A 13,208-nucleotide genomic window follows, 5' to 3' on the forward strand; every position below is an offset into this window, starting at 1 on the left:
TTTTATATCTCTACTCTTTTAGCATTAGAGTCAAAGATATTTATCTTTTTATCATTCCAGGTAATATATACCTCTTCACCTACAAAAAAACTCTCTTGTGTTTTTACTCTCGCCAAAAACGGCTCATCAGTAGAATTACTATCTATCTTTACACCTAAAATCAAATCAGATCCCAAATAATCTTGAAATAAAACACTACCTTTGAGTCCTTCGTCTTTTTTACTTATATTGACATCCTCAGGACGAACACCAAGAAAATATTCTCCTTCATCCAGCTGATTTGATACATCTATGTTAATTATATGATCATTTATATAGAGCACCTCCTTTTTTTTAGTAAGTTTTATGATATTCATAGGAGGATTTCCTATGAATTTTCCCACAAATGTAGTTGCCGACTTTTGATACAAATCTTTTGGTGAGCCTTCCTGCTCTATTTTACCGTTGTTAAGTAAAATGATATGATCTGCCATGCTCATAGCTTCAGTTTGGTCATGAGTAACATAAAGAACTGTCATACCAAGTCTCTTTTGTAAACTTCTGATTTCGATTCTCATTTCATTTCTTAATTTAGCATCAAGATTTGAAAGCGGTTCATCCATAAGACAAAGTGAATGGTTTGCGACAAAAGCCCTAGCAAGCGCTACTCTTTGTTTCTGACCACCGGATAATTGTCCCGGTTTTTTATCTAAAACTTCACTCAAACCTACCAATTTTGCTACTTGTTTTAATTTTTCATCTCGTATTTGTTTTTTTATTTTTCTGATTTTCAATCCAAATATTATATTTTCCCTTACACTCAAATGGGGAAACAGAGCATAAGATTGAAAAACCATAGAGAGTGATCTTTGAGAAGGACTTTTGTTTGTGACATCTTTGCCGTCTATGATGATTTTACCGCTACTTGAGTCTTCAAGACCGGCTATCATACGCAATATCGTAGTTTTGCCACACCCCGAAGGACCCAGCAAAACCGTAAAACTTCCTTTCTTTATGGAAAAGCTGATATCGGATATAACCTGTTTTGTATCATAATATTTTGAAAGAGAGATAATATTTATATGTGAACTCTTATGCGCCAAGATAGGACCCTTGTATTTTATATCAAAATTATACAAAACCAGGGTGACAAATCGATTACAAACATACTATGGTTGATAAATGAGCATTATCCTTTGATATATCTTTGCCTTTTTTTCTCTTTTATTTTATCTACATCAACTACTATAAGTCCGTCAATGCAGTCATTGAACTCTCTATCCACATTAAATCCCAAAAATTTTACTCCGCCATCTTCGCAAAGTTCGGTATATTGTTTATAAAGCGTAGGTATAGTTGTGTTGTAATTTCTTAGATACTCTTTTAGAGTCATAAAATCCTCTGTTTGAGAGGAGCTAGAAAATATCTCTTTTAACTCTTCAAGCTCTTTTGTGGTAAACACAAACGGCGTCACAGGATCAACCAATCCATCTTTTAAGTAGTATTTACTATAGTAGTAAACTATCATATTGAGTGCATCTTTGGGAATGGATGAACTTAGACTAACAGGTCCAAACATATACTTTATATCTTTATGTTTATAAAGATATGCACCTATACCCTGCCATAGATAATCAAGTGCTTTACTGCCCCAGTAAGCCGGCTGGACAAAACTTCTACCAAGCTCTATAGAGTTTTCAAGATAGCATTTGAACTCTTTTTTAAATTTAAAAAGTGAATCACTGTAAAATCCCTCGACTCCCAACATTTCAAGTATATGTTTACTATTTCCTATCCTGTATGAGCCGACGATCTCCAACCTCTCTTCATCCCATAAAACTATATGCTCATAATACTCGTCATATTCATCTGTATCTCTTTTTTTTCCGGTTCCCTCTTCTACTTTTCTAAATGTAAGTTCTCTTAATCTTCCTATCTCTTTCATAACTGCGGATTCGGTACGATAATCAAAAAGATATATCATCTTTTTATCACTTGTTTCTCCAAGCAAAAAAGCTGACTTTAACTCATCTTTTATCTCTTGTCTATTTTCAGGATGAGCGATACATCTTTGAGTGGCAAATATGGCATTTTTCTTTTTTGCGATTCTGTATAAATGTTTTTTGAAAAGCTTTGATTTTGCTTTAAGATTCAAATTGTGGTCTTTAAAGCTTCTGTGCGGAATTAGTTCACCTATGACAAACTCAATTGATTTATTTTTTTTATTGAACATTTCATAAGGTAAAAACCCTATGGATAACTTTTTATTTATTGCCGATACCGCATAAAATAGTGATGAATTTTTTCCTTTTATATACACAGGAAGTATAGGAGCACTTTTCTTTAAGGCAAATTTTAAAAATCCGCTATGCCACTTGGTATCAGTGATACCTGTCGGTCTAGCCCTGGAGACTTCTCCTGAGGGAAATATAATAACCGCTTCTTCTTTATCAAGTGAACTGTATATCTCATTTATAGCTGTTTTTGAAGTTGTGTATCCAAAAACATCAACTCCCAAAAGTATAGGTTTTAACTGATTTACTTGCATAAGCATATCATTTGCTACTATTTTGACATCTTTTCTTACTTGTTTTATCAAGTGTATCAAAGAGAGTGCATCAAGTGCACCGAGTGGGTGATTTGCTATGATGACAACTCTGCCTGAAGAAGGGATATTTTCTATCTGATTGCTTGGATATTTGTACGAAAAGTTAAAATACTCCAATATAGCATCTATAAGTTCAAATGCGCCTAACTTTTCATTTTCTTTTAAAAAACTGTTTATCTCATTTTCATATACAAGCTTTTTTATGATAGCAAAAATAGAATTTTTTACAGGCATGGGAAAATTGGAAATTTGAGGAAATTTTACACTTATGGCTTGTTTCGTATCTATCATGTTCTCTCCTTTATGTGCATTTATGTGTAATTAATACTTAAAAATAGTTTACCAAAAGGTGTTTACAAAACGGTTACAAGAGGAGCAGTATTAAGGTTGTAAGATCAGTGTTTTAGATATAATTCTCTTTTAAAAAAATCAAAGGTGTATATATGACTCTCATAGATAGCACAATTTTAGGAATTGTCGAAGGAATTACCGAGTTTTTACCTATATCTTCTACTGCACATATGATCATAGCTTCACAAATTTTGGGGCTCAAACAGAGTGATTCAAACGTAGCTTTTGAAGTTATCATACAGCTTGGTGCCACTTTGGCTATCATACTTTTGTATCTTGGTAAATTGAACCTCAAAGAGATAAGCTTATGGAAAAAAGTTATACTTGCTTTTTTACCTTTGGCTGGGATTGGATTTTTACTAAGGCATCAAATCAAAGAGCTTTTTACGATTGCCACTTCCGCATGGATGTTCATCATTGGCGGGGTGGTATTTTTCATAGTTGAATACTTTTATGCCAAATCAAATAAAGATAAACTTGTCAACGATGTGGAAAATGTCAGCTTCAAGCAAGCTCTTATGGTGGGCTTTTTTCAAGTTTTTGCTTTAATCCCGGGAACTAGCAGAAGTGGGGCTACCATAGTTGGAGGGATGCTTGGAGGACTTAGTAGAAAAACTGCGGCTGACTTTAGTTTTTTACTTGCCATCCCTACTATGCTGGCTGCTAGCGGGTACTCATTTGTAAAAAATATTCATGCGTTTTCAGGACAAAGCGGCATAGTTTTGGCTGTTGGTTTTATAGTCAGTTTTATCATGGCATATATAGCAGTAAAACTATTTTTAAAATTCGTAGAACACTACACACTAAACTGGTTTGGTCTGTACAGGATTGTATTTGGCATAATATTGTTAGAATTTATTGCATGAGCATATTACAAAAAGCAAAATTTTATCTTCAAAGTGATAAAATATGTCATATTTATTTGTAGCAGGGGAAAATGCACTTAAAAAATAAAAATATCTTGAGGTATTCTTTTATCATCCTTTTTGTCATATATACTTTCATACTAAGCATAGTTTATATGCAGTTCAAATCTTATGCCGTTTCTCAAAATCAGGAAAAGCTGCAAGATATCCTAATGCATGATAAAGCACTTCAAAAATATATAGAAAACAAGATAAAACCGGTGATTTATGATTTTCAAAATAAAGGTATCCTTTCAAAATCATACTTCAACCCGACCATTCTTTCATTTACTTACATCTCAAGACATGTTATGGCAAACTATAATGAACTAAGAAAAGAGCATGGCCTTGAACCTGTCATATACAAAATAGCCTCCGACAATCCAAGGAACAGTATCAATAAAGCTTCAAAAGAGGAGTTGAAGATACTAAATGGATTTAACAAGCAAATCATACCGACTTATAAAAAATTTTTTACAGTAGAAGGAAGTCCGTATGCTTACTATGCCATCCCTGTCACAAAAACCAAAAAATCGTGTCTAAGATGTCACAGTGACCCAAAAATAGCTCCCAAAGACTTGGTTAAACAATACGGAGACAAAGCGGGTTTTCATGAAAGATTGGGTCATATAAGAGCTATATTGTCTATAAAAATGCCACTTAAGCGTGAATTTGCAAATGCAAATCATCTTTTTATGATCTTTGCGGTGGTTCTAAGCGTCATTTTTATACTTGTGTATCTCTTGATATATTATTTTGTCAAAAAAATTGATTTGAAAGATGAGAAACTGATAGATCAGATGAACCATGATCCGCTAACTGGTGTATACAACAGATATAAGTTCAGTGAAGATATGAAAAACTATCTCCATTCAAAGAGAGAAGAGTCAGTATATATGATAATGTTCGATATAGACCATTTCAAAGATATAAACGATACATTTGGTCATCCTGTGGGAGATAAGGTACTAAAAGAGTTATCTAGCTTAATAGAGAAGAGTATCAGGCCAGGAGACAAATTCTATAGAGTCGGTGGTGAAGAATTTGTCATCATATCCACAAATCTTACATCCAAACAGGCATTTTTATTTGCCGAAAAGATAAGAAAAATTACAGAAGAACATAAATTTACCAATGACATACATATCACTATCAGCATAGGCTTAACCGAGCTTAAAAAAGGTGAAGAGCAGGAAGTATTTTACAAAAGAGTGGATGACGCTCTTTACAAAGCGAAGCAAATGGGAAGAAACAGAAGTATCAAGTATTGAAACTTACATCTTCAGTGCGTTATATATGGAGTTGCTTATCTCTTTTGAGTACTGTATGGGTTTTTTATCCAAAACATTTTCTCCGTTTAAAAAAGTCATACCTCCCAAAGTACCGATAAAAACACTAAAAGATACAAAAAAGTTTTGCTTTCTTAATTCTCTTTTTCTTATACCTTCATCCATGAGCTTTTCAACTTCGTCTATGAAGTCTTTTGCAAGCTCAAAACCACCGTCACTCTCACTTTGAAAAAGTGATCTGTTTGAAAGATACACTCTTAGAAAATACTCTATGATCTCAGGGGATATTTCTATGATATTGTAGTAAGATTCAACAAAGTGTTCTATCTTTTCTTTTGTGCTTAGATCTTTTTCATTTATCTTTCTAAGTGTAGAGGCCAGGATGGATGATGCAAACTTTATGGCACATTTTGCAAGATTGTTTTTTGAAGGAAAGTAGTTATATATATTGCCAACACTCATCCTCATCTCTTTGGCGATAAGAGGAATAGTTGTATCATGAAATCCATTTCTCGAAAACAATCTTAAAGAAGTCATGAGTATGGATTCTTTTTTTCTTTCTTTCACCAAAAGCCTTTATGTCATAGGATATGATTATATATTATTATACATAAAAAAGAAAAAAAGTCAAATACAAAACCGGACTCAAGCCCGGTTTTGTATGGCAAATGCCTAAATATGTGTAATTTTAGCTGAGTATTTCGTCGATAGTTATATAATCGCCAACTCTACCTGTCATTTTCTCTACATCTGTATTGACCGGAAGGGTTTTCTTGCCTGGTCTCCAGCCTGCAGGGCAAACTTCGCCTGTTTTGGTCGCATGCTGCCAAGCTTTTACTTGTCTTAAAAACTCATTTACATTTCTTCCGACTGATGGTGCTTGAACTTCTTGAGCCACTACTACACCATCAGGGTTTATCAAAAATCTACCTCTTAGAGCTATGCCTTCTTCTTCTATCATAACACCAAAAGCTCTACTTACAGTTCCGGTCGGATCAGCTCCTATAGTTAACTTCAAACCTTTTAAAAGCGGTTCAGTTTCTACAAATCTCTTGTGAGAAAATTTTGTATCTGTTGAAACCGCAAGTATATCAACTCCAAGCTCTTGGAATTCATCATATTTTGCATTCATAGCCGCTATCTCTGTAGGACATACAAAAGTAAAATCAGCCGGATAAAAGCATACTACATGCCATTTTCCTTTATAATCCTCACTTTGAACTACTGTGTAGTGTCCTGTTTTTGCATCATATGCATCCATCTTAAACTCAGGTGCTTTTTGAAGTACCAATGAACTACTCATCTTTTTCTCCTTTTTTTCTTCATTTTTTTCTACAAATTCTTCAGAAGCTTCTTCTCTTGCTTCAACTGGTGAATCACACGCCATCTTTAACTCCTTTGTTAAAATATAGTGAAATTATATCATAATGATAATTATTTGTCAAGGATAATTTTTATCTTTTAGAATAAATATTGATAAATTATGGTGCCCCATACAACTATCGCCTGGATAACGAGCAAAAACACAACCGTACTGCCGGCATCTTTCGCTTTCCCAGCCATTTCGTGATGCTCGAGCGTAACAAGATCGACTACTCTTTCTATCGCACTGTTTGCCGCTTCGCCGATAAGCACAAGAAAGTAGGAAAGAAATAAAAAAAGCTTATCTGTCAGAGTGATATCAACAAAATATACAATCAGCAAAACAGGTATAAGCAAAAACAACTCTATCTTAAATGATGTTTCACTCTTTATGATGTCCAATAAACCTTTCAAAGCATAAGAGCTGTTTTTGAACAAGCTGTATTTAGGCTGGTTTCTCATCTTTTTCCATCATGAAACACATCAAGCTTTGGATTGTAAACTTTTGTTTTTACATCCATTATGCCTAAAATCGAGTCAAAAAGGTTGTCTTGTGAAAATCTTTCACTTTTTCTCTCAACCAAAGCATCTCTGTACTTTTTAAAGTCGTCGCTTAGCCACATCATCGCTCCTATATGCTTTTGAAAATCAGGAGCTATAAAATAAGGCATAGAGTGAAGATATATACCGTTTTCCCCTAAAGATTCTCCATGGTCAGCCATATAGAGCATAGCGGTTGCATGAGTTAAAGAGTTTTGTTTTAAAAATTTTATCACTTGAGACAAAAAGTAGTCGGTATAAAGTATGGTATTGTCATAAGAGTTTTTTATCTCCTCTTTTGTACATTTTTCAAGCTGGTTTGATTTACACTCAGGTTGAAATTTTGCAAAAGATCTAGGGTATCGTTTATAGTATGCAGGTCCATGGCTTCCTTTTTGGTGAAGAACTATAAAAGTATCTCCCTTGTGGGCATCTACGAACTTTTGTAAACCTTTAAGCATGATCATATCGTAACATTCACCATTTTCACAATATTTTGGATCTTTGAAACCTTTGACATCTATATAATTTTTTATCCTTGTTGCCACACCTTTTGAGTCGGAGTTGTTATCTTTCCACAAAAGATTGACTTTGGCATGATCGAGTATATCTATAACCGTATCCATAGCTTTGGCTTTCGCATCTTTGTAGTCACTTCTTGAAAGCCTTGAGAACATACAGGGAACACTTACGGCTGTTTCAGTACCGCAGGAGTAGACATTGCCGAAATTTATCAAATCTTTCAATTTTATAAGATTTGGATTGGTATCTCTTTTATATCCGTTTAGCTCAAAGTCAGCTGCTCTTGCCGCTTCACCTACGACCATAATGACAAGTTTTGGTTTTTTTGTAGTACTTTCAACTTTTGCATCAAGCCCCAAATGCTTGTATGGTATGGGCTTTACAAGATATTTTCTATGTACGAATTTACCTATGGAATAGATAAAATAAGTTGGATTGGTATAGTATCTAAGAGGTTTATGTTCTCTAAAAAAAGATGTATAAAATTTGCTAAAAGCCAGTATGGTTATAACTATAATGAGTAGGGAGGCGATAAAAATTTTTATCCTTGAAACTAGCTCTTCTTTAAAGCTCTTGTACTCTACTTTTGTTAGCAATACAAACAATGACGGCAATATACCAAGAACTACAAGATATATGATAGCTTTGGTAGTTACAAGGTCACCTGCTTCTCCCGTATCTGTTTCCATGATATTTTGTATCATTATATCATTTATAACAACTTGAAATGTATCCATGGTATATGCTGCAAGTGATGCTGCTACAAATAAAAAAACAAGTATCGGCTTTAAAATATATTTAATATTGACCAAATTCAAAAGAAAAACTATCAATGAGTATAAAACAATTGCCAAAGAGAATACATAAAGTATATTCATCCCGCTAAAAGGGTAAACTTTCAAAACCTCTTTAAAAAAAGTAAAGTTATAAAACAATACAAACAGCAAAGCACTCAGATATACAAGTATATTACTTTTCAATTTGAACATATCAAACCTTGTGAAAAATTTGGAGTTATGCACTATAGCGACATATGGGGCGAATTATACCCAATAATAGTTAACAAACAGTAACAGTACAAAAAACTAATGAAATTTTTCATAAACTCCGAGTATCTTTACCTTATCGGCAAAAAATGCCAACTCTTCAAGAGCCAATTTCATCCTCTTTTCATCTATATGGCCATATATATCTATGTGAAACTGACTTACCGCCATACCTCCCGGAGAGTAACTCTCAAGCTTTTTTAAGTTCACTCCATTTGTAGCAAAGCCACCAAGTGCCTTATAAAGGGCTGCAGAAATATCTCTTACTTCAAATATCAAAGATGTTATATATGTTTTTTTAGCCTCGAACTCGGGAATGATTTTCTCTTTTGAAAGTATAAAAAATCTTGTTGCATTTCCTCTTATATCCTCGAAGTTATCTTCCAAAATTTCAAGACCGTATATCTCAGCCGCCAAAGATGAAGCGATAGCTACATAACTACAATCATTTTTCTCTTTTATCTCTTTAGCGCTTCCTGCGGTATCGAGCTTCGCTATGGCTTTAAGTCCTAGTTCATTGATATGTTCCTGACACTGGGCTAGTGCTTGAGGATGAGAGAGCACATACTTTGCATCTTGTTTATCACAATGAGGCAATCCAAGAAGGCAATGCTTTACAGGCTCAAAATGCTCCCCTATCACGTACAATGACATTTTAGGAATGAGTCTGTATATCTCTTCAACTCTTCCGGCAGTTGAATTTTCAAGAGGTATCATAGCAAGCCTTGCTTTATCCTCTTCCACCATCATCATAGCATCCAAAAAACTTTCACAGGCAACAGCATTCATATCCGGATATGCATTTTTACAAGCCAAGTGAGAGTAGGCACCCTGATAGCCCTGATAAGCGATAGTATTTTGCAAGATTATTCCTTATTTTTTCGCGTATTATATCACAAATAGAAGTTGTAATTTGCTTAAGGAGATGCCCTTAAATTAATTGAAATTATTTTCACCTTCAGTAAAATAACTGAAAATTTTAAAAAACTTTTGAGTGACTGCCAACTCTTACCAATGCTAACTCTAAAATAGCATTGTTAATTCTATAGATCAATAATAAATCCGGTTTGATATGACACTCTCTACAACCAAAATAGTTTCCTATCAGCTTATGGTCTTGATATTTCTCTTCTAACTTTTCACCGTTTGCAAGTTTTGTAACAATCTCCTTGAGTATACTTTTTTCACTATTGTTTAATTTCTTATAATCTTTTTTAAAAGTATTTGTTCTAAAAATTTCATACATTAAGAATCCAAATCATTAAAAAGTTCATCGACATTTTTAAAACTTTTGCCATCTCTTTTTTCCAACTCATAAAATGCTTGCATAGTATCTTGATTTGGAAGTTTCAACTCAAACGGCAACCCTTTGTTTAAAACAATCATATTGTTAAAAACACTTATAGCTTGAGAATAATTAAGTCCTATCTTACTTAATATTTTTTTAGCTTCAATATAATTTTTCTCATCAACCCTTATCGTTGTTTGTGTTTTACCCATATCAATACTCCAAAAATTTTCCATATTATATCCCAAATAGAATATAAAATCAATCTTTGTTTATTTTTATATAGAATAAAAGGAAATAGACTATTTTTATTTGTCCCGATTCTAATATTTGATTGGTAATTTTTCTTAAAAGTAGCGACTGTCCCACATCCTATATTTTACAATGCTTTTTGGATTTCATCACTAAAACTCTTAGTTTTAGGACTCAATCACTAAAAAGCATAGAAAATCCTAAAAAGGCAAAGCAGTTTGCCTTTTTAGGATTTTCACTAAAAACGACAAGCAGTTGTCGTTTTTTTACGCTTTTGATTTTATTACATTTACTTTGTAAATGATTCACCTTCGGTGAAAGAACCGTAAACTTACCTCGTTTCACTCGCCACAGTTTACTTCAATGTCCCGATTCACTTTCGTGTTCGCCACCAAAACTCTTAGTTTTGGGGCTTACACATGAAAGTTCATAGTATAAAGCAAAAAACGACAAGCAGTTGTCGTTTTTTTACGCTTTATACACCTGCTTCTTCTCTTCTTTGGAGCATTTCCCATTTTTTATCTACTGCTTTTTGCATTTCATCTATGAGATACTCGTTTTCTTTTTTGAAGAGGTGTTTAAATCTTCCCTGGGCTCCGAGATAATCTCTTACAGGTATGACTTTTTTCGGTCTGTAAGTTATATGAAGCTCATGACCGTCTATGATCTCATAAAGAGGAAATACCAATGAATCAGTCGCCAAGTCACTTATGTCTATGGTTTCGTGTGAAGGGAATTTCCACTCTGTCGTACATGCACTCATGGCATTTATGTATACCGGACCCTCTGTTGCCAAAGCTTTTTGGTACTTTTTAACCATATCTTTCCATTTGTTTGGAGCAACTTGAGCTACATAAGGAGCCCCGTTGGCCGCCATGATAGCGATCATATCTTTTTTCATCTTTTTCTTACCGTAACTCACTCTTCCAGCAGGTGTAGTGGAAGTACTTGCTCCAATAGGAGTAGAACTACTTCTTTGACCTCCTGTATTGGCGTAGACTTCATTGTCAAGGCAGATATAGGTAAAGTCATGACCTCTTTCAACCGCACCACTTAAAAATTGAAATCCTATATCATATGTCGCACCATCACCACCGAATGCCACAAACTTTACAGGTTTATCAGGATCTTTTAATCTTCCCTTTCTTTTTAAAGCTTTATACATAGCCTCTGCTCCACTGGCCGCAGTTGCCGCATTTTCAAAACCTATATGTATCCATGACGCATCCCACGAAGTATGTGGATAAACTGCGGTACAAACTTCAAGACAACCTGTTGCATTAGCTATGACAAGATTATCGTCAGTACAGTTTAAAAGCTCTCTTACGATGATAGAGTGTGCACATCCCGGACACAAAAGGTGTGCCCCTTCAAATCTATCATTTGATGTGGAAAATTGTTTTAAATTTCTTATTTCTTTACTCATTTATTTGCTCCTGTCTTAAAAAAAAGAGAGTTTAGGACCTCTAAGTCCACTAAACTGTTGTAATGGTGTTGTAAGTTTACCTTCATCGGCATTTCTTTTGATATCTCTAAAGATATCTTTCAAGTCCGCCTGAGTCATATCTCTTCCACCTAGACCGTATATATAGTTGTTTATAACAGGTCTATTATCGCTTTGATACATTGCCGCACTTATCTCATTGAAAAGCATACCAAGTGTTCCGCCTGGAGCTGATCTGTCAAGTGTAGCTACGGCTTTTACATTTTTAAGTGCTTCTTGAACTTCATTCAAAGGAAACGGTCTTATAACTCTTGTTGATACGACACCCGCTTTTATATCTTCATTTTCTCTTAAGTCATTTGCAGCTTGAACTGCACTTTCAACAGTACTTCCAAGAGCGACTATGGCAACATCGGCATCATCCATAAGATAACTCTCTACAAGATTGTATTTTCTTCCTGTCAACTCCTCGAACTCTTTGAAGACTCTTTTGATGACTTTTGGAGAATCCATCAAGGCTTTGTGTTGTCTTGCTTTAAACTCAAAGTGCCAGTCTTCTTCGGTTTGAGCTCCATAAGTTACAGGTTTACAAAAGTCAAGCATAGGATTTACTTCTTTATAATCGCCTATAAAATTATAAGCTTCATCATCTTGTAAAGGTCTAACATTTTGAGCGGTATGAGAAGTGATAAAACCGTCTTGATTTACCATAACAGGAAGTCTGACATCAAGATCTTCAGCTATCTTAAATCCCATAAGCATGAGATCGTAAGCCTCTTGAGCATTAAATGCATCTACCATGATCCATCCGGCATCTCTACCAAGATACATATCGGAGTGATCTCCGTTTACATTCAAAGGAGAAGCTAAAGCTCTGTTTACCACTGCAAGTACGATAGGCAGCCTCATACCGCTTGCTTGATACAAAACTTCAACCATCAGTGCAAAACCCTGTGAACTTGTAGCAGTCGCAACTCTTCCGCCGGCTGCCGCAGCACCTACACATCCACTCATAGCAGCATGCTCACTTTCAACCAAAACAAACTCACCATCTATATAACCGTTTGCTAAAAATGTACCGTAATTTTGTACAGTCGGAGTTGATGGTGTTATAGGATAAGCTGCTACAACATCTATCTGAGCTTGTCTCATGGCTTGTGAAAAAGCCATATTCCCATCCCAAACTTCAACTTCTTGCAATTCTAATTTCTCTGCCATTACTTTTCCTTCTTCTTTTTTTCTGGCCACCCAGATAATGCAACTTCATTGTCCATTGTCTCTTCAAACATTATAAGTGATTTTGGATTGGTCGGACAAACTTCCGCACAAACCCCACACCCTTTACAATGCTCATAATCTATACCTATCATCTTTTTATCTCTGCTTATGATAGCAGTATCAGGACAAAAGACCCAACAATTCTGACAATCAATACATACATCCCTGTTATAAACAGGTTTAAAAACTCTCCAGTCTGCTACGCTTGCAGTATATGAGTTTGTTTTAGCATATTTTCTCTCTTCCTGTTTTAATTCTGCTATATTACATTCTACTTCTTCAAACGAAGGCAAAACCGCACCGGCTTCTACCTGATCCCATCCTAGATATTCCATATTTTGCCT

General features: G+C 34.7%; 14 protein-coding genes. 2 read left to right on the plus strand and 12 right to left on the minus strand.

Going from position 1 to position 13,208, the window contains the following annotated elements:
* Nucleotides 1-2: 2 nt before the first annotated feature.
* Nucleotides 3-1,082, minus strand: coding sequence for an ABC transporter ATP-binding protein (locus ACZ47B_RS06995; RefSeq protein ID WP_464893825.1), 1,080 nt, complete (start codon nucleotides 1,080-1,082; stop codon nucleotides 3-5).
* Nucleotides 1,083-1,168: 86 nt separating this feature from the next.
* Entirely contained in the window at nucleotides 1,169-2,878 is a 1,710-nt protein-coding gene (gene olsF / locus ACZ47B_RS07000; RefSeq protein ID WP_464893826.1) for a bifunctional ornithine lipid synthase OlsF, read from the minus strand.
* Between the two features lie 152 nt (nucleotides 2,879-3,030).
* Between olsF and ACZ47B_RS07005 the strand changes: the two genes are divergently transcribed.
* Nucleotides 3,031-3,804, plus strand: coding sequence for an undecaprenyl-diphosphate phosphatase (locus ACZ47B_RS07005; protein WP_464893827.1), 774 nt, complete (start codon nucleotides 3,031-3,033; stop codon nucleotides 3,802-3,804).
* A 71-nt stretch (nucleotides 3,805-3,875) separates the two neighbouring features.
* Nucleotides 3,876-5,114, plus strand: coding sequence for a diguanylate cyclase (locus ACZ47B_RS07010; protein WP_464893828.1), 1,239 nt, complete (start codon nucleotides 3,876-3,878; stop codon nucleotides 5,112-5,114).
* Nucleotides 5,115-5,117: 3 nt separating this feature from the next.
* Here the strand turns inward: ACZ47B_RS07010 and ACZ47B_RS07015 are convergent, their stop codons facing one another.
* The 10 genes from ACZ47B_RS07015 to ACZ47B_RS07060 all read right to left on the minus strand — a co-directional run bounded on the left by ACZ47B_RS07015 (nucleotide 5,118) and on the right by ACZ47B_RS07060 (nucleotide 13,199).
* Nucleotides 5,118-5,699 (minus strand): TetR/AcrR family transcriptional regulator, encoded by a 582-nt coding sequence (locus ACZ47B_RS07015; protein WP_464893829.1) that lies wholly within the window; start codon nucleotides 5,697-5,699, stop codon nucleotides 5,118-5,120.
* A gap of 121 nt (nucleotides 5,700-5,820) precedes the next feature.
* Nucleotides 5,821-6,519: a peroxiredoxin gene (locus ACZ47B_RS07020; protein WP_464893830.1), complete on the minus strand. Its 699-nt coding sequence runs from the start codon at nucleotides 6,517-6,519 to the stop codon at nucleotides 5,821-5,823.
* Between the two features lie 74 nt (nucleotides 6,520-6,593).
* Nucleotides 6,594-6,956 (minus strand): diacylglycerol kinase, encoded by a 363-nt coding sequence (locus tag ACZ47B_RS07025; protein ID WP_464893831.1) that lies wholly within the window; start codon nucleotides 6,954-6,956, stop codon nucleotides 6,594-6,596.
* Nucleotides 6,953-8,545 carry a phosphoethanolamine transferase gene (locus ACZ47B_RS07030; RefSeq protein WP_464893832.1) on the minus strand — a complete coding sequence of 531 codons (1,593 nt, stop codon included), beginning with the start codon at nucleotides 8,543-8,545 and terminating at the stop codon, nucleotides 6,953-6,955. Before ACZ47B_RS07030 ends, ACZ47B_RS07025 begins: the two co-directional genes overlap by 4 nt.
* 96 nt (nucleotides 8,546-8,641) lie before the next feature.
* Nucleotides 8,642-9,466 (minus strand): prephenate dehydratase, encoded by an 825-nt coding sequence (locus tag ACZ47B_RS07035; protein ID WP_464893833.1) that lies wholly within the window; start codon nucleotides 9,464-9,466, stop codon nucleotides 8,642-8,644.
* Nucleotides 9,467-9,581: 115 nt separating this feature from the next.
* Nucleotides 9,582-9,848, minus strand: a complete 267-nt coding sequence (locus ACZ47B_RS07040; RefSeq protein ID WP_464893834.1) for a type II toxin-antitoxin system YafQ family toxin — start codon at nucleotides 9,846-9,848, stop codon at nucleotides 9,582-9,584.
* Nucleotides 9,848-10,126: a type II toxin-antitoxin system RelB/DinJ family antitoxin gene (locus ACZ47B_RS07045; RefSeq protein WP_464893835.1), complete on the minus strand. Its 279-nt coding sequence runs from the start codon at nucleotides 10,124-10,126 to the stop codon at nucleotides 9,848-9,850. The genes ACZ47B_RS07040 and ACZ47B_RS07045 overlap by 1 nt, the downstream gene beginning before the upstream one ends.
* Before the next feature lie 491 nt (nucleotides 10,127-10,617).
* Nucleotides 10,618-11,568, minus strand: coding sequence for a thiamine pyrophosphate-dependent enzyme (locus tag ACZ47B_RS07050; protein ID WP_464893836.1), 951 nt, complete (start codon nucleotides 11,566-11,568; stop codon nucleotides 10,618-10,620).
* A gap of 15 nt (nucleotides 11,569-11,583) precedes the next feature.
* A complete protein-coding gene (locus tag ACZ47B_RS07055; RefSeq protein ID WP_464893837.1) occupies nucleotides 11,584-12,804 on the minus strand; it encodes a 2-oxoacid:ferredoxin oxidoreductase subunit alpha in 1,221 nt (406 codons plus the stop codon).
* Nucleotides 12,804-13,199, minus strand: coding sequence for a 4Fe-4S dicluster-binding protein (locus ACZ47B_RS07060; protein WP_464893838.1), 396 nt, complete (start codon nucleotides 13,197-13,199; stop codon nucleotides 12,804-12,806). The genes ACZ47B_RS07055 and ACZ47B_RS07060 overlap by 1 nt, the downstream gene beginning before the upstream one ends.
* Between the last annotated feature and the right edge of the window lie 9 nt (nucleotides 13,200-13,208).

Source organism: Thiofractor thiocamini (genome assembly GCF_055384375.1).